Source organism: Gilliamella sp. W8126, from assembly GCF_016102185.1.
GTDB lineage: Bacteria > Pseudomonadota > Gammaproteobacteria > Enterobacterales > Orbaceae > Gilliamella > Gilliamella apis_A.
Map to the genome: position 1 here is coordinate 254,426 of NZ_JACFPE010000003.1, position 19,310 is coordinate 273,735.

A 19,310-nucleotide genomic window follows, 5' to 3' on the forward strand; every position below is an offset into this window, starting at 1 on the left:
AATTAAGGGTAAAGAGATATGAAAAAAATTGAGGCAATCATCAAACCTTTTAAATTAGATGATATTCGAGAAGCACTCGCTGATCAAGGTATTACAGGTATGACAGTGACTGAAGTGAAAGGTTTTGGCCGTCAAAAAGGACATACTGAACTTTATCGTGGTGCAGAATATATGGTTGATTTTTTACCTAAAGTAAAAATAGAACTTGTTGTACCTGATGATATTTTAGAAACCTGTATTGAAACTATCATGAAAACAGCGCAAACAGGTAAAATTGGTGATGGTAAAATATTCGTTTATAACGTAGAACAGGTGATTCGTATTCGTACTGGCGAGATGGATGAATCGGCTATTTAATAACTTTATTTGCATAAATATCAGGGCGTTCTTGCTTAAGTAGATTATTAGTAACAACGCCTTGAATTGAACAAATCAAAAGATGCATATTCTCACCTTTTTCAATTAATAATAATTTTTCAGTTGTATTTGGTGCGGGAATTGTTTTTACACCAACAACAGAGCCGGTATTTTTATGCCAAACTTGAATATCATCATTAATACTTCGAATTTTTGGATTAGCGATATAGAGTAGGTTATCTTCCATATTTTTCCATTCTAAAAAATCTAAGCTATCGCGGATTTGGTTGATATCATTTTCAATAATGAAACCCCAAAAATAATATTTCCCCATTTTTTTTAAATCCATAGCACTATCATAGTAACCAATAAGCTTAAGATTTTTATATGCGATAGGGCTTTGAAAATAGATGAAGTTTTTTGTCGGATCACTACGGTTTTCAACCGGAATATAGGCTTGGTTCTGATTAAAAGTTTCAACGTTAGTGTGATTTTTTAGCTCATCTTTGTAATCATATACATGTTTAAAAAAATCAGGATTACAAGATGTTAATGCTTCTATCAGAGCTAATTTGTCGGCTGATGCGGTTGATGCAAGAAACAAAAACAGTAATATAAAAACGTTTTTAAACATGTTGATTCATCTTGACAAAAATATCTACCATTAAATTAACTATTATTGATTGTATAATTATTACAACATAATAACAATGTAAAAACAGCTTTTCTTTTTTAAAGAAATATTAAGAGATGCTGCAAATTTAAACGATTAAAAAAGTCATAATTTTTTAGAACAAAAAAATATAATTAATCAAGTATAAATATTATTAATGTTCATTTATGGAAGACAGATCCCATATTTATCAATTTATATCAAATAATCATTTAAATATCAAAGAAATTGCTATAGTTTAACATAAAAACACTCCCACTAAAATTACTTAAACGAGTAAGTTAAAAAGGAACTTATTATGCGTAGAAAATTAGCGGAAAAAATAAAACAAGAGTTTTCTGGTTTTAAAGACGTTTCGATAAGATCGTTTTTTGGCGGATTTAGTCTTAATAGTGAGTCAACTATGTTTGGGTGGGTTGATCAAAAAAATTTTTATTTAAGAGCTCATCCTAATTATCGATCTCTTTTTATTGATCTAGGGATGAAGCCTCTTAATTTAGTTTTTGATGGTTCAAATAAATTACTTGATTATTATAAAGTTGGTGACGATCTGTTGACAGATCGTAAGAAGTTACATGATATTGTGAAAATAGTTATTGAGTATGCTAAACAAGATCAAAACGAAAAATTAGCAAAAACACAAAATCGTTTAAAAGCGTTACCGAATATGACGGTATCCTTAGAAAAACTAATGATAAGTGTTGATATTACTGATATTCAGAGCTTTAAAAGAATAGGTTATTTGGAAACTTATTACCGAATTAAGCATAAGAATCCGAAACTTTCGCTTAATATTTTATTTGGGTTATATGGCGCATTATCTGGCCAACATATGGCATTATTATCTCAAGAATTAAAAAAAGAAATAAAATTAGCTTATCAGGAGTTTTTGCAAACTAAGCAACATATTGATTAGTTGTCTGTTTATCTTATAAGTTCAATACCATCATTAAAGTTATTAACTTAATGATGGTAATGAATTAACTCTTATTTAAGCAGATAGCAGCTACCTTGTTATGATGGCTTTCTACGAGTTGTTCTTTTGAAAGGTCGTGGTGTCGGTAGATCTGTAAGTAATGCTTGAGGATCATATTGACTAACCGGAATAGCATGATCAATTGCTTTTTCAATAGCTGGTAGGTTTTGAGAGTAACGCTCACAAGCTAATGAAATTGAATAACCTGCAGCTCCAGCACGGCCAGTACGACCAATTCGATGTCGATAATCATCACAATCATCAGGCAGATCATAATTAAAAACGTGAGTTACATTTGGAATATGTAAACCTCGTGCAGCAACATCCGTTGCAACTAATATATCAAGATCACCTTGAGTGAATTTATCAAGAATAGATAAACGTTTTTTTTGTGCTATATCACCCGTCAATAAGCCGACACGATGACCGTCAGCCACTAAATGGCGCCAAATTTTCTCACAAGCAACTTTAGTATTTGCAAATACAATACAGCGATCTGGCCATTCTTCTTCAATTAAAGTTTGTAGTAAAGCTAATTTATCCTCATTTGATGGGAAAAATAGTTCTTCTTTAATTCTATGACCAATTTTTTGTTCAGGTTCAACTTCAATATATTGTGGTTCATTCATATATTCAAAAGCAAGCTCACGAACATTATGAGTTAAAGTTGCAGAAAATAACATAGTGAGGCGTTTTTTAGGCGCTGTCATATGTTTAAATATCCAACGAATATCACGGATAAAACCTAAATCAAACATACGATCTGCTTCATCAAGAACGGCAACCTGAATTGCCTCTAAGTTAATATAATCTTGTTTTGCATAATCAATTAGTCGACCAGTGGTAGCAATTAATATATCAACACCAGCAGACAACATTTTTAATTGTTTATCATAACCATCACCTCCATAAGCTAAACCTAATTTGAGGCCAGTTTGTTCTGAAAGCGTTTGTGCATCATGATAAATTTGTACCACTAATTCACGTGTTGGTGCAATAATGATAGCTCGTGGCTGATTCGGCTTATGATCGGCTAATGGATCATTATTCAATAAATGATTAAATGTTGAAGCCAAAAACGCAATCGTTTTACCCGTACCAGTTTGTCCTTGTCCTGCAATGTCAATTCCTTTTGAGGTTAATGGTAATGTTTGTTCTTGAATTGGGGTACAGTAAACGAAACCTTTTTTCTCCAATGCTTTTATAACTAATGGATGCAGGGGAAATTGATTGAAAGTTGTTTTTGTAAGATATGATTGAATCATTATTGTTTAAAGTATAATTATCAGAATTCGGCAATTGTAACATACTAAATATAACAACTTCACTAATAATTATATCCTATTATAATAATTACTAGCAGTAGATATGAAAATATCCTAATATAATTTCAGATAAATTCCTTAGGAGATAATTAAATGAGTCATAGCATTGTTTCACTTTCTGAAGCTACATTTGATAATACAATTAACGAATCAACAAAACCTGTATTAGTTGATTTTTGGGCTGAATGGTGTGGACCTTGTAAAATGGTTGCCCCTATTTTAGAGGAAATCGCTCAAGAGTATGGTGATAAAATTATTATTGCTAAATTAAACGTAGAACAAAATCCAAATATAGCGCCAAAATTTGGTATTCGTGGTATTCCAACATTATTAATTTTTAAAAATGGTGAAGTAGTAGCTACTCAAGTGGGTGCATTATCAAAAGCACAACTTAAAGCATTTATCGATCCACAACTTTAATTTGTTCAATAAATATAAATAATAAGCGTTTATAATGGCGCTTATTATTTTTATTTCCATAAAATATAATTAAAAATATAGACAGCCTTATAATTTTAGTGTAAATTGCTAAAATTCTTACAGAAACCCCTTTCAGCAATCCATTGTTTTTCTTGATAAAGTGGTGAAATTCAATATCCAATCGCGTAATTATCATCAAAAGCTAAGTAATAATTAATTTTATACATTGCTAGAAAGAGAAATTTTTAGAAGTAAATGAAAGAAATATACAACAAAAGCAGTAATTGCAAACATATCAATTTTATCCTCAAGAATTTTTAAAACTATGAATTTAACTGAATTAAAAAACACATCTGTTGCCGAGCTTGTAGCGCTTGGTGAGAAAAAAATGGGGCTTGAAAATCTTGCCCGTCTTAGAAAACAAGATATTATCTTTGCAATCTTAAAACAGCATGCTAAAAGTGGTGAAGATATTTTTGGCGACGGTGTTCTAGAGATTTTGCAAGATGGTTTTGGCTTTTTGCGTTCTGCTGATAGTTCTTATTTAGCAGGGCCTGATGATATATATGTTTCACCAAGTCAAATTAGGCGCTTTAATTTAAGAACTGGCGATACTATAGCCGGTAAAATTAGACCGCCAAAAGAAGGCGAGCGTTATTTTGCTTTATTAAAAGTAAATGAAGTTAACCACGATAAACCTGAAGATGCTCGCAATAAGATCCTTTTTGAAAACTTAACTCCTCTACATCCAAATTCTCGCTTACGTATGGAACGTGGCAATGGCTCAACCGAAGATATTACTGCAAGAGTACTTGATTTAGCCTCTCCAATCGGTAAAGGTCAACGTGGTTTGATTGTTGCGCCTCCTAAAGCGGGTAAAACCATGTTACTACAAAACATTGCTCAAAGTTTAGCGGTTAATCACCCTGAGTGTGAATTAGTCGTATTGATGATCGATGAGCGACCAGAAGAAGTGACTGAAATGCAACGCCTAGTTAAAGGTGAGGTCGTGGCTTCAACGTTTGATGAACCAGCGGCAAGACATGTTCAAGTTGCCGAAATGGTAATAGAACGTGCAAAACGTTTGGTTGAGCACAAAAAAGATGTCATTATTTTATTAGACTCAATTACTCGTTTAGCTCGTGCATACAATACTGTTATTCCATCATCAGGCAAAGTATTAACTGGTGGTGTTGATGCTAATGCCTTACATCGTCCTAAGCGCTTTTTCGGTGCTGCACGTAATGTGGAAGAAGGTGGTAGTTTAACCATTATAGCGACGGCTCTAATTGATACAGGTTCTAAAATGGATGAAGTTATTTACGAAGAATTTAAAGGTACTGGTAATATGGAAGTACATTTATCGCGTAAAATTGCTGAACGCCGTGTATTTCCTGCTATTGACTTTAATCGCTCAGGTACTCGTAAAGAAGATTTAATGACTTCTCCAGACGAATTACAGAAAATGTGGATTTTACGTAAAATTCTCAATCCAATGGGCGAAATTGACGCAATGGAGTTCTTAATCGATAAACTTGCCATGACTAAAACCAATGACGAGTTTTTTGAAATGATGAAACGCTCATAATTTGCTTTGTTTAAAGTAATTTAATTAAAGTTATGAAAAAAAGCCGTATTAAGTATTGATACGGCTTTTTTTATGGCAGAATGTAATCTAATTATGACTAAATAATTGTGTTAACGTAGTAATATCAAACCTTATAAGGTTATAAAGATTAAATCAAGTAAAGGAGCCAAATTATGTCTAAACAACAAATCGGTGTCATCGGAATGGCCGTTATGGGGCGAAACCTAGCACTGAATATTGAAAGTCGTGGATTTTCAGTATCAATCTACAATCGCTCTAGAGACAAAACAGAAGAGGTTATAGCAGAACATTCTGATAAACGATTGGTTCCTTATTATAGTATTGAAGATTTTGTTAATTCTTTAGAAAAACCTCGCCGTATCCTAATTATGGTGCAAGCAGGTAAAGGCACCGATGCTGTCATTGATGAACTCAGACCCTTGTTAGATAAAGGTGATATTATTATTGATGGTGGTAATGCTTATTTTGAGGATACAATTCGTCGTAATAAAATGTTATCTGATGAAGGCTTTAATTTTATCGGAACAGGTGTTTCAGGTGGTGAAGAAGGCGCACTAAAAGGGCCATCAATTATGCCTGGCGGTCAAAAAGAAGCTTATGAACTTGTTGCACCAATTTTAGAAAAAATTGCAGCAAAAGCAAATGGGGAACCTTGTGTAGCTTATATAGGTCCTGATGGAGCCGGACATTATGTTAAAATGGCTCACAACGGTATTGAATATGGTGATATGCAACTAATCGCTGAAAGCTATAGTGTGTTAAAACATGTAGGTGGATTAACTAATGATGAACTTTCTGATGTTTTTTCTGATTGGAATAAAGGCGAGTTAGATAGTTATTTAACCGAAATTACCGCAGATATCTTTAAATATAAAGATAAAAATGGCGATTATTTGGTTGATAAGATTCTGGATGCCGCAGGCAATAAAGGAACTGGCAAATGGACAAGCCAAAGCGCATTAGATTTAGGTGAACCATTATCTTTAATTACTGAATCAGTATTTGCACGTTATATTTCAGCGATTAAAGATCAACGTGTAGCTGCATCAAAAGTACTAAAAGGACCTAGCAAAGAGGTATTTATAGGAGATAAGCAAACGTTAATTGAGAAAGTTCGTAAAGCACTTTATATGGGGAAAATTATCTCTTATGCACAAGGGTTTGCTCAATTAAAGGCTGCATCAGAACATTACAACTGGCAACTAAATTATGGCGAAATTGCTAAGATTTTTAGAGCAGGTTGTATTATTCGCGCACAATTTTTACAAAAAATTACTGATGCTTATAGTGAAAATAATAATATTGATAATTTACTTTTAGCACCATATTTTTCTAAAACAGTTGAAGCCTATCAACAATCATTGCGTGATGTAATTTGTTTAGCTGTTTCGCAAGGTATTGCTGTTCCTACACTGTCGGCTGCAATCGCATATTATGACAGTTATCGTTCAGCAGTGTTACCCGCAAATTTGATTCAAGCCCAACGAGATTATTTTGGTGCGCACACTTATAAACGAATCGATAAAGAGGGTGTGTTCCATACTGATTGGTTAAATATTGAATCTTAATTTTGATAAATATCTATACTTTTTCTTATATAAGAGTGCAAAATTAATTTGCACTCTAACAAAATTTATTCACCTTTTATATCCTATTTATCCAAATTTTTTTAATGCTATTCACCGGAAGACTTGTGATTATTGGCGTTTGCTTTGTCAAGTAAATTATTTTTTTAAAAAACTAGAAAAACACAATATATGGCGTATAATTCAAACATATTTACTACATATAGTGTTTTCTAAAGCGATGTGAAAATCCGAGTTTATATCCAAAAGCCTCATATTTTAATAAAAAATCAATAGTTTTGAATAAGTACATTAACTATTAAGGTCGATAAAAACTCATGCTAAGCGCTAACTATTAATGAATATTGAGGAGTATATATGCCCGTAGTAATCAAACGTGATGGTTGTCAGACTGCATTTAATGAGACTCGTATTAAGGATGCTATTATAAGAGCAGCTGTTGCGGCTAATGTTAATGATCCAGATTATTGTGCAGCGGTGGCTCGCGTAGTGACTAATCAAATGATGGATCGTGAAAGTGTCGATATTAATGAAATTCAAAATGTTGTTGAAAATCAACTAATGTCAGGCCCTTATAAAAAATTAGCGAGAACCTATATTGAATATCGACATGATCGTGATCGTGCTCGTGAAGAGCGTAGCCGTTTAAATCAAGATATTCGTGGGCTAATAGAACAAAGTAATGTCGCTATTTTGAACGAAAATGCGAATAAAGATAGTAAAGTCATTCCTACTCAACGCGATTTATTAGCAGGTATTGTTGCTCGGCATTATGCGAAACAATATTTATTACCAAAGGATATTTCGCGCGCGCATGATAGTGGTGAAATACATTATCATGACCTTGATTATGCTCCATTTTTCCCAATGTTTAACTGTATGTTAATTGATTTAGATGGCATGTTAACTAATGGTTTTAAAATGGGTAATGCTGAAATTGAACCGCCAAAATCTATCGCCACAGCGACAGCAGTAACAGCTCAAATTATTGCGCAAGTCGCCAGCCATATTTATGGTGGTACCACCATAAATCGTATTGATGAAATTTTAGCAAAATTTGTCACTATTAGTTATCAAAAACATAAGCAAGTTGCTGAAGAATGGAATATCCCAAATCCAGAGGCTTATGCAGAAAGTCGTACCCAAAAAGAGTGTTATGATGCATTTCAATCTTTAGAATATGAAGTAAATACTTTACATACGGCTAATGGACAAACTCCATTTGTTACATTTGGGTTTGGTTTAGGAACAAGTTGGGAATCACGGTTAATTCAAGAATCAATTTTAAAAGTGCGTATAAAAGGGTTAGGTAAAAATCATAAAACGGCGGTATTCCCTAAATTAGTGTTTGCAATTAAAGATGGTATTAATCACAAACAAGGTGATGCTAATTATGATATTAAACAGTTAGCCTTAGAGTGTGCAAGTAAACGTATGTATCCAGATATTTTAAACTACGATAAAGTTGTAGAAGTAACTGGATCATTTAAAACGCCGATGGGATGCCGTAGTTTTTTAGGTGTTTATGAAGAAGATGGTCAACAAATTCATGATGGTCGGAATAATTTAGGTGTCATTAGCCTTAACTTACCTCGTATTGCCATTGAAGCTAAAGGTGATGAAGCTCGTTTCTGGGAAATTTTAGATAAACGTTTAACACTTTGTAAAAAGGCATTGATGACTCGTATTGCTCGTCTTGATGGTGTCAAAGCTCGTGTTGCTCCGATTTTATATATGGAAGGTGCTTGTGGTGTTCGCTTAAAAGAAGATGACAGTGTTTCTGAAATCTTCAAAAATGGCCGTGCATCAATCTCTTTAGGTTATATTGGTCTGCATGAAACTTTAAATGCACTTTATGGTAATCAAACTCATCCATTCGATAGTGAAACCTTACGTAATAAAGGTGTAGCAATCGTTGAACATTTAGCTAAAGCGGTTGAGCAATGGAAAAAAGAGACTGGTTATGGATTTAGTTTATATAGTACACCGAGTGAAAACTTATGCGACCGATTCTGCCGTTTAGATACTTCTGAATTTGGTATTATTCCTGGAGTAACAGATAAAGGTTACTATACTAACAGTTTCCACCTTGATGTTGAGAAAAAAGTGAATCCATATGAAAAAATCGAATTTGAAAAACCTTATCCAGCAGTAGCAAGCGGTGGTTTCATCTGTTACGGCGAATACCCTAACATGATTAATAATGTTAAAGCATTAGAAGATGTGTGGGACTACAGCTATACGCGTGTACCTTATTATGGTACCAATACGCCAATTGATGAATGTTATGAATGTGGTTATACCGGTGAATTTTCATGTACTAGCAAAGGTTTTGTTTGTCCTAGCTGTGGTAATCATGATTCAGCTAAAGTTTCTGTTACTCGTCGTGTTTGTGGATATTTAGGCAGTCCCGATGCTCGTCCATTTAATGCAGGTAAACAAGAAGAAGTCAAACGCCGAGTTAAACATTTAGATAATGGGCAAATAGGCTAATAAATTATTTTATCATTATGAATTATCATCGTTATTATCCTGTTGATGTGGTTAATGGTGAAGGGACTCGTTGTGCACTTTTTGTTGCTGGTTGTATACATCAATGTCCTGGCTGTTATAACAAAAGCACATGGGGAATAAACTCTGGTAAGCCATTTACACAATCACTTGAAGATCAAATTATTAAAGATTTACAAGATACTGAAATAAAACGCCAAGGATTATCACTTTCTGGTGGTGATCCTTTGCACCCACAAAATGTCCCTGCCATTTTAAAACTGGTAAAACGAGTAAAAAATGAGTGTGATAATAAAGATATTTGGTTATGGACAGGCTATAAGCTTGATGAGTTAACCGATGCTCAACAAGCTGTAGTTCCCTATATAGATGTTTTGATTGATGGAAAATTTGTGCAAGAACTGGCTGATCCTAAGCTATTATGGCGAGGCAGCAGTAATCAAATTATCCATCGATTTAAATAAAATTATTGTGATTTATGCAAATTTAATAGATAAGAAATAGCTTCTCGATAATTGATTTCAAGATTTTCACTGCTCGATGATGTAATATGTAAGTCAGTAATCTTGCCATTATCAATCCCATAAACCCAACCATGTAAATTAACTTTTTTACCTCTTTGCCATGCGGATTGAATAACGGTTGAATGTCCTAGATTATAGACTTGTTCAATAACGTTAAGCTCACATAAAATATCTAAACGAATATCGGCGGGAAATTCGCCGATTAAAGAACTATAACGGAACCATAAGTCACGAATATGTAGTAACCAATTGTTAATTAGACCTAGATCGGGATTTTCGACTGCAGCTTTAATTCCACCACAACCTAAGTGTCCACAAATGATAATATCTTCTATCTCAAGTACATCAACGGCATATTGCACGACAGATAAACAGTTAAGATCGGTATGGATAACCAAATTACCAACATTACGGTGAACAAATAATTCTCCGGGTTTTAATTTAATCAATTTTTCAGCGGGCACTCGACTATCAGAACAGCCAATCCATAAAAATTTTGGGTTCTGAGCAACGGCAAGCTGTTTAAAAAAATCAGGATCTTCTTGTTCTATTTTTTCTGACCATTCGTGATTAAAGCGAATAAGATCGCTAACATCAAACATAATGTCTATTCCTTGTTATATTTCATTGTTAGAAACATTTGCTAATTTTGTATTAACTAAATTGTTTTTATATGCTGAATTTTACTTTTCATTATTAACTTTCGCCATATTGGCGTAGTAAGAATTTTTGCTTTAATAATTTTGCTATATAGTTTAAAGCGTAAAGGCATTGTTTTTTGATAATAATGTTTATTAGGTTTTGCTACGCCACTATTTAATATTTTGCTAAGAATTTCAGCGCTATCAAGTGCATAACTGATACCTTCTAGCGAGCTAGCACTAATAAAGCCCGCAGCTTCACCAATTAAAAAGATATTTTCATTACCAGTATAAAAATCTCGGAATCGATTTGGGTAAACAACAAGACACTTTTCGGTTTTTAAAGGTTCGCCAAAAATAAAACCTTGTTGAGCTAATTTTTCTTTTAATAACTCGAAATGTTGATTGGCTGTCTTTTTAGGGAAGGCTCCACCAAAAATGAAATGTTTATTTTTGGAAATGCTCCACGCATAACAATTTGTGGTTTTATTATCAAAAATACAAGAATAAAAAGGAATTTTATGGTTGTCTGTAAACCATTGTTGGATAGCAACATATTGTCTAATTGAATGATTAGGATAGCGCATACGTCGAACAACTGAATTTGCGCCATCAGCTCCAACTACATATCTAGCGGTAATCTTATGTTCAATTTTATTTTCATCAATATAAGTGACTTGATATCCATCAATGACTCTTCTGATTTCTTTGCATAGCGTATCATGTAACACATTGACACTATTTGGTATAAGCGACTTTAACCATAGGTCGAATTTATGTCGATCAAAACTGACATAACTGCGTTGATAATTACGGATCAGTTTCGTTTGCAGATCGATGGTTTTTACGCTGAAAATTTGCGGATCAGTTAATATATCCAATGGTAAATTCAGCTTTTGTCTTACAAACGCTTTTTGTGCATCATTAGCCAATAAGCCACCACATGGTTTTTGAAAACCTTCATCACCAGCTTGATGTTTTTTATCTAATGCAATGATCTTAAAAGATGGGCTAAGTAACCGAGCGAGCGTGCTACCGGCAGGTCCAAGTCCAATGATGGCAATATCGTAATCCATATTCTTGTGTTATCTGTTTTATTTGGTTGAAAGCTGACCATTTTACCATATTCGATAAAAAGGCAGTTAATAGTAAAATCGAAGATTTAGTCGATTTTACTAAAAAATTTTGAGGAAAGGGGTTTTTTAGTCGATTTTAATTAATTGTGATCAGTTAATTTGCTACCGTCTGTAAAAATTCCTTATTTAATTCATCAAATGGTAAAGTTCGACTAATCACAACTAAGCGAGATATTTTTTCGGAAGCTTGTTGCCATGGAGAACCGTAATCAAAACCGACAATTTTATGGACTCCTTGAACAATGAGCCTTTGGTTATTGTCTTTAATTGCAAGTATCCCTTTATAGCGCAGCATATCATTACCGTATTTATCAACTAGATTTTCCATAAATGAGCCAATCTTTTTAAGATCAAGTTCTCCAGCTTCAAAAAGATAGGAACAGATATCATCATTCCAAGATGAGGTTTGATATGGAATTGTTTTAAAATTAGTTTCTAACTGTTTGGATGGATTAACAATAAAAAAACCTTTATTAAGAACTAATTCCTCATCTAAATCAAAAGCATGGATATCTAACCATTGTGATTTTGCAATTTTACCATTAATCGCTTGATAGATAGTTGCTTTACTATTAATTTTCTGAAGGCGATTTAGAATTTCAATTTGTTGTTGTTCGGTGATGCAGTCGGTTTTAGATAAAATAATACGATCGGCAAAACCAATTTGAGAAACAGCAACTCGATGTTCATTTAAATGTTGCAAAATATGTTGAGAATCAACAATCGTAATAATTGCATCAAGTCTAATTGTTTCTCTAATTAGCTCATCAATAAAAAAAGTTTGAATAATAGGTGCCGGGTCGGCAAGCCCTGTGGTTTCGATAATAAGTCTATCAAATTGCAATTTTCCAGCTTGTCTTTCTGCGTGCAATTGATGGAGAGCTTTGGTCAGTTCACCTTGTACAGTGCAACAAATGCAACCATTGGTCATTTCAACAATTTGAATATCCTGATTCGGTGTAAGTAAGTTGCTATCAAGATTTACTGGACCAAATTCATTTTCAATAATCATTATTTTTTCATTGTGATTATTTTCAAGCAGGTAATTGATGAGTGTTGTTTTTCCTGAACCGAGAAATCCAGTTAATAAGGTGACTGGTAATAAGGAAGTACTAATATCTTGTGGCATAAATTATTCCTTTCTATTTAACAACACTTAAAGCCACCTTTGCCGCTATAACGAGCATCTTGTCGTTCTTTAAAAAACTCTTCATAAGTCATAGGAGTTTGTTCTGGATGAGTTAGTTTCATATGTTGTACATACGTATCGTAATCGGGAATTCCAACCATTAGTTTGGCGGCTTGACCTAAATATTTTCCAGCTTTAGCGATTGAGTCAAACATATTTATCTCTTTTTATTAAATAAAGCAGTTAAGATTATTTTATTTTTTAATTAATTGATCTTTTCAAAAATATCAATCTCACTATAAATGCCGATGTGAAGTGAGTCAATCTCTGATTAATAATAATTTTAATCTAATTTATTAAATAAAATTTAGGATAAATAAAAGAGATATATCAAATAATTGAAATCGTGTTGAGTTGCTTTAGTAAAGATAAATTAGTGATTATATTTTGGTAAAATTCATTTATCTATTGATAAATAACTTCTATAATAACGGCCATTTAAAATGAATAAGAGTTAACAATGGAAAAGTTTCACGTTACTGGCCCTACTTCTTTAAATGGGGAAGTTGTCATTTCTGGCGCTAAAAATGCTGCGCTACCTATTTTATTTGCTGCAATTTTGGCTGAAAAGCCAGTTGAGTTGCAAAATGTTCCCAAATTAAAAGATATCGATACAACACTCGAATTGCTTGCGCAATTAGGCGTGAAATACCAACGTAACGGTTCTATTCATCTTGATGCTGGCGAAATTGACAATTATTGTGCACCTTATGAACTTGTCAAAACCATGCGTGCATCAATTTGGGCTTTAGGTCCACTGGTTGCTCGATTTGGACAAGGGCAAGTTTCATTACCGGGTGGATGTGCTATAGGTGCAAGACCTGTAGATTTGCATATTACTGGTTTACAACAGTTAGGTGCGACAATCACTTTAGATGAAGGATATGTTAAAGCAACAGTTAATGGTCGTTTAAAAGGTGCTCACATTGTTATGGATAAGGTGAGTGTTGGGGCGACAGTAACAATTATGTGTGCAGCAACCTTAGCTGAAGGTAAAACTATAATAGAAAATGCAGCTTGTGAGCCTGAAATTGTTGATACCGCAAAATTCTTAAATATGCTGGGCGCTAAAATTACCGGTGTTGGTACTATGCGTATTGAAATTGAAGGTGTTACTAGTCTTGGTGGTGGCGTACACGAGGTTGTTTCTGATCGTATTGAAACAGGAACATTTTTGGTTGCAGCTGCTATTTCAAGAGGTAAAATAACTTGTCGTAAAACTGATCCAAATTTATTAGATGCTGTGCTATCAAAATTGAAGGAGGCTGGTGCTAATATTGAAACAGGTGAAGATTGGATTTGTTTAGATATGCAAGGCAAACGAGCAAAAGCTGTAAATATTCATACTGCACCACATCCGGGGTTCCCAACGGATATGCAAGCCCAGTTTTCATTATTAAATATGGTGGCAGAAGGAACTGGAATTATCAAAGAAACGATTTTTGAAAATCGCTTTATGCATGTGCCAGAGCTTATTCGTATGGGGGCACATGGTGAAATCGAAGGTAATACGTTAATTACTCATGGTGTTGAAAAACTTAGTGGTACTCAAGTTATGGCGACTGATTTGCGAGCTTCAGCAAGTTTAGTTTTAGCTGGATGTATCGCTGAAGGTTCGACCGTTGTTGATCGTATTTACCATATTGATCGTGGATATGATAATATTGAAGAGAAGCTTAGAAAATTGGGCGCTAATATCGAACGAGTAAAATAGTTTTAATTTTTGACGCTGTTTAAACACAGCTATTAGATAAAAAGGAGTGTAACATGACAAAGCAAGCATTAGTATTTTTATCAAATGGCTGTGAGGAAACCGAAGCAGTCACAACTATTGACCTATTAACTCGAGCCGGAATAAATGTCACTTACGCTAGCATCACCGAAGATAGACAAATTGAATGTTCTCGTGGAGTAACTATCTTAGCCCAAAAGGTATTTTCAGAAGTTAATAATCTTGATTTTGATGTGATTATTTTACCTGGTGGATTAAAAGGAGCGGAAAACTTTCGCGACTCCCAACAATTAATTGAAAAATTAAAACAAGCACATCAAGCTGGCAATATAATTGCTGCTATTTGTGCATCTCCGGCAATGGTTCTGCAACATCATAATTTATTTCCAGATGCATATATGACCGGTTATCCAGAAACGAGAGATGCTTTTAAACATTGGAAATCGGATAGAGTTTATTTTGATGCACAAAATAGAGTCATTACCAGTCAAGGTCCTGCAACGTCTATTGATTTTGCATTGAAAATTATTGAAATTCTATTAGATAAAAAGGCTGCAGCTCAAGTTGCTGCACAGCTAGTTCTACCACAAGGAATCGCATCCTACCAATAAATAGGTAACAAATGTCAAAATCACATTTGTACGAAAAGTTAATTAAAAGGGCTACATTAAGTGCCGTTTTAATTTCTGTTTTCCTAATTATTATAAAATTACTTACGTGCTGGTTTACTGGCTCGATGAGTTTATTTGCCTCTCTTTTAGATTCGAGTATTGATTTATTGGCATCTGGACTTAACTTTTTCTTAGTTCGTTATGCATTAAAACCGGCTGATGATGATCATACTTTTGGTCACGGAAAAGCCGAATCGTTGGCTGCATTAGCACAAAGCACCTTTATTATTGGTTCTGCAACTATTTTATTACTTTCAAGTATTAAATCTATTATTCATCCAGAAGCAATAGCTTCACCTTTATTAGGTATTGCTGTCTCTGTGATTTCAGTTATTGTGACAGGGGTATTAGTTTTATACCAAAAACATGTAATAAAACAGACTAAAAGCAAAGCAATTGAAGCTGATATGTTGCACTATTCTTCTGATATGTTTATGAATATTGCGGTTATTGTGGCTCTCTTTTTAAGTTGGTATGGTATTACTTATGCTGATGCCTGTTTTGCCTTTTTTATTGCGCTATATATTTTTTATAATGCTTATCAAATAGCTTATAGTGCAATTCAAGACTTATTAGATAAAGCCTTACCAGAAAGTGATAACCAAAAAATTAGTGAAATTGTTACTTCATACTCAAATGTACATGGTTTTCATGATCTGAAAACTCGACAAGCTGGGCCATTAAAATTTATACAATTGCATCTTGAATTAGACGATGATATGCCTTTAATCAAAGCGCATGCTGTCGCTGATGCAGTTGAAAAACATATTGCTCAAGAATTTGCGCCTGCAACAGTGATTATTCATCAAGATCCTGTTTCTGTTGTCCCCTTAGAAATGAATAAGTAGATAAACTAATCAAAATAGCCTCTAAACTTTTATTGTTAGTTAATTATTATGACCTTATAATAGCCGAAGGTTTATATATTGGAGTTATTTTGTATGATAAAAAAAATAGGTATTTTAACCAGTGGTGGTGATGCGCCAGGGATGAATGCAGCTATTCGAGGTGTTGTGAGAACCGCATTAACTGAAGGATTAGATGTTTTTGGCATTTATGATGGTTATTTAGGTCTGTGTGAAGATCGAATCGTTCAGTTAGATCGTTCTAGCGTTTCCGATATTATCACTCGTGGCGGTACATTCTTAGGATCAGCTAGATTTCCTGAATTTAAAGACCAAGAAGTTAGAAAAAAAGCGATCGCTAATTTAAAGAAACATCAAATCGATGCATTAGTTGTAATTGGCGGTGATGGTTCTTATATGGGGGCGATGCGTTTAACTGAAGAAGGTTTTCCATGTATTGGTTTACCTGGCACCATTGATAACGATATTCGTGGAACTGACTATACTATTGGTTATTTTACTGCTTTAGGCACCGCTGTAGAATCTATCGATAGATTAAGAGATACTTGTTCTTCACATCATAGAATTTCTGTGATTGAAATCATGGGCCGTGATTGCGGAGATTTGACACTAAATGCGGCAGTTGCTGGTGGTTGTGAGTTTATGATTATCCCTGAGGTTTCTTATACTAAAGAAGACTTAATTGAAGAGATAAAACTAGGTTTTGCTAAAGGTAAAAAACATGCGATAGTTACTGTGACTGAAAATATGTGTGATGTAAACCAATTGGCAAAGGATATTGAAGCTGCTGTTCATCATGAAACTCGAGCAACGATTTTGGGACATGTACAACGTGGTGGTTCACCAGTACCTTATGACCGAATTTTAGGTTCGCGCATGGGGGCTTATGCTGTTGAATTACTTATTAATGGTCATGCTGGACGTTGTGTAGGCATCCAAAATGGTAAATTAGTGCATCATGATATTATCGATGCGATTAATAATATGAAAAGGCCATTTGATATGGATCTTTATAATACTGCAAAACGTTTATTCTAAAAATTGCTCTATTAATAATCAAATAAGATGTGGATAATTGATAAGATTAAGGTTTTAAATAGATATATCAATTATCCACCCTATTGATCTTATAAAGATTTTTTTATTAATAAATTTCTATAATTTTCTAGTCATGGTTCATTAATTTCGATAAAAATTTGAGGTTTTTATGACATTACAATATAAGCAAGAAGATGACCGTTTTTATGTTTGTAATGATAATAATCAAGAAATAGCTGAAATGACATTTACTCGAATTGGTGATGATAAGGCAACGATTAATCATACATATACTGATCCTGCTTATCGAGGCCATGGTATTGCAGACAAGTTACTTGAACTTGTCGTTAAAAAATTACAGCAAGAAAAGCGTGAAATTATACCTTTATGTTCGTTTGCTAAAAATAAATTAAATAATTAATTAAAATCAGTTTTATATATAGATCTTTTGTAATTCTCTCCAGCTTTTGTCAAGAAATATTTTATTGTTTTTCTATAATAATCCTAGTTTTTATTAGCAGATTTTATGCTAATGTATGCTAAATTTTCTTCGTTAAATTTAGTGTGTTAAAATGGCAACAGTCAAACCTCAAAAAATCCACTCTATCCATGTATTACGCGGCGTAGCTATCATTATGATCGTCTTTAGCCATTGCTTAGGTGTTTTTAAAAATAGTAATTTAATCGCTAATAGTTATTTATTTTCTTTTTTGAATTTATTTGCTTTTAACTTCACCACTTTTTTTGTTTTAATTGCGGGTTTTTTATTTCAACATTTAACATACAAATATAAGGTAAAGGAATATTATTTATCTAAATTCAAAACAGTTGTATGTCCATATATATCAGTATCAATATTCTGTTTTTTATACTTTCACTATCAGTCTTTATCTAGCTTACCTTTTTTTTCATCTACTGAACCGAGTGCGCTTGGTTCTATTGTCAAGATGATGTTGACTGGCACGCAACTGTTACCATTGTGGTTTATGCCGATGATTATCATGATTTTTGCAATCAGTCCTTTACTATATTCCTGGTCTCAAAAAAGTTTGATTGTTATTGGTCTGATATCAATGTTTTGGGTAGTTATGTTTACTAAACCTGATTATACTCGGCCGTTATTAAATTTGTTGCATTATGGACCGGTTTATTTAACGGGTATGATGATAAAACAGAATTATGAAAAAATTATGCAATTAGTTAAAGATAATCTATTGCTAGTAATTTTCTTTTTTGGTTTATGTTTTTGTATTCCATTTGTGTATCGTTATGTTGACTATTTAGGTGTTGAAAAACTTTATTATGATACATTACAAAAAATTATTTTATTTATTTTAGCGCTTTATTTTTTAGATGGTTTAAACCGTAAGAATGAACATGGAAGAACATATAAGTTTTTTTCATATATGGCCAATATAAGTTTTCCAATTTACTTTATTCATGAAATTATTGTGTTACTTTTGGAACAACAAGTATTTAATTCACCAATAGCAGATGTAATTAGAACCGATAACGGACAATTAGCTTCACTTGGTGCAATTAGCTTTTTAATATCTACATTAACGATAAGTATCATTATAGCTAATCTAATAAAATGGATATTTAAAGATAAAGCAAAATATTTAATTGGCGGTAATCGTTAAAATAAAATTGCTATTAAAAGAGAAAAAATAGGTTTTTTATTTTTTTTATGTTGAAAAATGTGATTTATAGCAAAGTTTTGTTTTTTATTATGTTTATAATAATTGCTGAAGATATATTATAAATATACCAACATGAGCATTGAACAAATAAAAAACAAACGGAATCGTAATTGCAATTTTTCACTTGCCAAAAAAAATGAAGTGCCTATAATGCGCATCCACTGACACGGCGTCAGCGACAAGCAGATAAAGGTCGTGTTAGTGAGCAAGGTCAAAAATTTTAAAAAAAGATCTTGACGAATGAAAAGGTGTAGCGTAGTATACGCAGCCCTTGAGACAGCAAACTGAAACAAGAAATTGTGAAGTAAATTAAAAAGCTGTCAGCTCTTTAAAAAGAAGAAACAGACAATCTG

At 33.2% G+C, this 19,310-nt stretch carries 19 protein-coding genes; 13 read left to right on the forward strand and 6 right to left on the reverse strand.

Features of this window, described 5'->3' with window-relative positions:
* The first annotated feature begins 18 nt into the window (after nt 1-18).
* Nucleotides 19-357 (forward strand): nitrogen regulatory protein P-II, encoded by a 339-nt coding sequence (gene glnB / locus H3S74_RS08245; protein ID WP_065577823.1) that lies wholly within the window; start codon nt 19-21, stop codon nt 355-357.
* Here glnB and H3S74_RS08250 read toward each other — a convergent pair.
* The gene (locus H3S74_RS08250) at nt 350-991 is read right to left on the reverse strand and encodes a hypothetical protein (RefSeq protein ID WP_198201627.1); all 642 of its coding nucleotides are present in this window, start codon (nt 989-991) and stop codon (nt 350-352) included. The genes glnB and H3S74_RS08250 overlap by 8 nt on opposite strands.
* 337 nt (nt 992-1,328) lie before the next feature.
* Here H3S74_RS08250 and H3S74_RS08255 point away from each other — a divergent pair, with 337 nt between their 5' ends.
* A complete protein-coding gene (locus tag H3S74_RS08255) occupies nt 1,329-1,946 on the forward strand; it encodes a TfoX/Sxy family DNA transformation protein (protein WP_198201626.1) in 618 nt (205 codons plus the stop codon).
* A 98-nt stretch (nt 1,947-2,044) separates the two neighbouring features.
* Here the strand turns inward: H3S74_RS08255 and rhlB are convergent, their stop codons facing one another.
* Nucleotides 2,045-3,271, reverse strand: coding sequence for an ATP-dependent RNA helicase RhlB (gene rhlB / locus H3S74_RS08260; protein ID WP_198247653.1), 1,227 nt, complete (start codon nt 3,269-3,271; stop codon nt 2,045-2,047).
* Nucleotides 3,272-3,424: 153 nt separating this feature from the next.
* Between rhlB and trxA the strand changes: the two genes are divergently transcribed.
* The 5 genes from trxA (at nt 3,425) to nrdG (ending at nt 9,921) form a co-directional block, all read left to right on the forward strand.
* On the forward strand, nt 3,425-3,751 hold the full coding sequence (gene trxA, locus H3S74_RS08265; protein WP_198201625.1) for a thioredoxin TrxA: 327 nt from the start codon (nt 3,425-3,427) through the stop codon (nt 3,749-3,751).
* A gap of 325 nt (nt 3,752-4,076) precedes the next feature.
* Nucleotides 4,077-5,339, forward strand: coding sequence for a transcription termination factor Rho (rho, locus tag H3S74_RS08270; RefSeq protein ID WP_065577819.1), 1,263 nt, complete (start codon nt 4,077-4,079; stop codon nt 5,337-5,339).
* A gap of 173 nt (nt 5,340-5,512) precedes the next feature.
* Nucleotides 5,513-6,928, forward strand: coding sequence for an NADP-dependent phosphogluconate dehydrogenase (gene gndA, locus H3S74_RS08275; protein ID WP_110447036.1), 1,416 nt, complete (start codon nt 5,513-5,515; stop codon nt 6,926-6,928).
* Between the two features lie 375 nt (nt 6,929-7,303).
* On the forward strand, nt 7,304-9,439 hold the full coding sequence (gene nrdD / locus H3S74_RS08280; RefSeq protein ID WP_065577817.1) for an anaerobic ribonucleoside-triphosphate reductase: 2,136 nt from the start codon (nt 7,304-7,306) through the stop codon (nt 9,437-9,439).
* Nucleotides 9,440-9,456: 17 nt separating this feature from the next.
* The gene (gene nrdG, locus H3S74_RS08285; protein ID WP_086359305.1) at nt 9,457-9,921 is read left to right on the forward strand and encodes an anaerobic ribonucleoside-triphosphate reductase-activating protein; all 465 of its coding nucleotides are present in this window, start codon (nt 9,457-9,459) and stop codon (nt 9,919-9,921) included.
* 2 nt (nt 9,922-9,923) lie between these two features.
* On the opposite strand, the gene can is transcribed toward nrdG, so the two are convergent.
* From can to H3S74_RS08305, 4 genes are all read right to left on the reverse strand, one after another.
* The gene (gene can / locus H3S74_RS08290) at nt 9,924-10,583 is read right to left on the reverse strand and encodes a carbonate dehydratase (RefSeq protein WP_086321232.1); all 660 of its coding nucleotides are present in this window, start codon (nt 10,581-10,583) and stop codon (nt 9,924-9,926) included.
* Nucleotides 10,584-10,639: 56 nt separating this feature from the next.
* Nucleotides 10,640-11,698 (reverse strand): FAD-binding protein, encoded by a 1,059-nt coding sequence (locus tag H3S74_RS08295; RefSeq protein ID WP_110447038.1) that lies wholly within the window; start codon nt 11,696-11,698, stop codon nt 10,640-10,642.
* Nucleotides 11,699-11,852: 154 nt separating this feature from the next.
* Complete coding sequence (locus tag H3S74_RS08300; protein WP_198247654.1) at nt 11,853-12,887, reverse strand: GTP-binding protein; 1,035 nt, start codon at nt 12,885-12,887, stop codon at nt 11,853-11,855.
* A 17-nt stretch (nt 12,888-12,904) separates the two neighbouring features.
* On the reverse strand, nt 12,905-13,102 hold the full coding sequence (locus H3S74_RS08305) for a YbdD/YjiX family protein (protein WP_034883017.1): 198 nt from the start codon (nt 13,100-13,102) through the stop codon (nt 12,905-12,907).
* Nucleotides 13,103-13,407: 305 nt separating this feature from the next.
* On the opposite strand from H3S74_RS08305, the gene murA reads away from it, so the two are divergent.
* The 6 genes from murA (at nt 13,408) to H3S74_RS08335 (ending at nt 18,897) form a co-directional block, all read left to right on the forward strand.
* Nucleotides 13,408-14,661, forward strand: a complete 1,254-nt coding sequence (murA, locus tag H3S74_RS08310) for a UDP-N-acetylglucosamine 1-carboxyvinyltransferase (RefSeq protein ID WP_198247655.1) — start codon at nt 13,408-13,410, stop codon at nt 14,659-14,661.
* A 53-nt stretch (nt 14,662-14,714) separates the two neighbouring features.
* Entirely contained in the window at nt 14,715-15,290 is a 576-nt protein-coding gene (locus H3S74_RS08315; RefSeq protein ID WP_110447041.1) for a DJ-1 family glyoxalase III, read from the forward strand.
* Between the two features lie 11 nt (nt 15,291-15,301).
* Nucleotides 15,302-16,198, forward strand: coding sequence for a cation diffusion facilitator family transporter (locus tag H3S74_RS08320; RefSeq protein WP_086364378.1), 897 nt, complete (start codon nt 15,302-15,304; stop codon nt 16,196-16,198).
* 93 nt (nt 16,199-16,291) lie between these two features.
* On the forward strand, nt 16,292-17,254 hold the full coding sequence (gene pfkA, locus H3S74_RS08325) for a 6-phosphofructokinase (protein WP_110447042.1): 963 nt from the start codon (nt 16,292-16,294) through the stop codon (nt 17,252-17,254).
* 169 nt (nt 17,255-17,423) lie between these two features.
* Nucleotides 17,424-17,675, forward strand: a complete 252-nt coding sequence (locus H3S74_RS08330) for a GNAT family N-acetyltransferase (RefSeq protein WP_110447043.1) — start codon at nt 17,424-17,426, stop codon at nt 17,673-17,675.
* Between the two features lie 151 nt (nt 17,676-17,826).
* On the forward strand, nt 17,827-18,897 hold the full coding sequence (locus H3S74_RS08335; RefSeq protein ID WP_110447044.1) for an acyltransferase: 1,071 nt from the start codon (nt 17,827-17,829) through the stop codon (nt 18,895-18,897).
* Nucleotides 18,898-19,310 lie beyond the last annotated feature (413 nt).

Bases quoted from the DNA above. Each gene is read 5' to 3' on its own strand.
- murA (WP_198247655.1), top strand. From the start codon at position 13,408: ATGGAAAAGTTTCACGTTACTGGCCCTACTTCTTTAAATGGGGAAGTT.
- can (WP_086321232.1), bottom strand. From the start codon at position 10,583: ATGTTTGATGTTAGCGATCTTATTCGCTTTAATCACGAATGGTCAGAA.
- rhlB (WP_198247653.1), bottom strand. From the start codon at position 3,271: ATGATTCAATCATATCTTACAAAAACAACTTTCAATCAATTTCCCCTG.
- H3S74_RS08255 (WP_198201626.1), top strand. From the start codon at position 1,329: ATGCGTAGAAAATTAGCGGAAAAAATAAAACAAGAGTTTTCTGGTTTT.
- nrdG (WP_086359305.1), top strand. From the start codon at position 9,457: ATGAATTATCATCGTTATTATCCTGTTGATGTGGTTAATGGTGAAGGG.
- H3S74_RS08295 (WP_110447038.1), bottom strand. From the start codon at position 11,698: ATGGATTACGATATTGCCATCATTGGACTTGGACCTGCCGGTAGCACG.
- pfkA (WP_110447042.1), top strand. From the start codon at position 16,292: ATGATAAAAAAAATAGGTATTTTAACCAGTGGTGGTGATGCGCCAGGG.
- H3S74_RS08300 (WP_198247654.1), bottom strand. From the start codon at position 12,887: ATGCCACAAGATATTAGTACTTCCTTATTACCAGTCACCTTATTAACT.
- H3S74_RS08320 (WP_086364378.1), top strand. From the start codon at position 15,302: ATGTCAAAATCACATTTGTACGAAAAGTTAATTAAAAGGGCTACATTA.
- H3S74_RS08335 (WP_110447044.1), top strand. From the start codon at position 17,827: ATGGCAACAGTCAAACCTCAAAAAATCCACTCTATCCATGTATTACGC.
- H3S74_RS08330 (WP_110447043.1), top strand. From the start codon at position 17,424: ATGACATTACAATATAAGCAAGAAGATGACCGTTTTTATGTTTGTAAT.
- glnB (WP_065577823.1), top strand. From the start codon at position 19: ATGAAAAAAATTGAGGCAATCATCAAACCTTTTAAATTAGATGATATT.
- H3S74_RS08305 (WP_034883017.1), bottom strand. From the start codon at position 13,102: ATGTTTGACTCAATCGCTAAAGCTGGAAAATATTTAGGTCAAGCCGCC.
- nrdD (WP_065577817.1), top strand. From the start codon at position 7,304: ATGCCCGTAGTAATCAAACGTGATGGTTGTCAGACTGCATTTAATGAG.
- H3S74_RS08315 (WP_110447041.1), top strand. From the start codon at position 14,715: ATGACAAAGCAAGCATTAGTATTTTTATCAAATGGCTGTGAGGAAACC.
- rho (WP_065577819.1), top strand. From the start codon at position 4,077: ATGAATTTAACTGAATTAAAAAACACATCTGTTGCCGAGCTTGTAGCG.
- trxA (WP_198201625.1), top strand. From the start codon at position 3,425: ATGAGTCATAGCATTGTTTCACTTTCTGAAGCTACATTTGATAATACA.
- H3S74_RS08250 (WP_198201627.1), bottom strand. From the start codon at position 991: ATGTTTAAAAACGTTTTTATATTACTGTTTTTGTTTCTTGCATCAACC.
- gndA (WP_110447036.1), top strand. From the start codon at position 5,513: ATGTCTAAACAACAAATCGGTGTCATCGGAATGGCCGTTATGGGGCGA.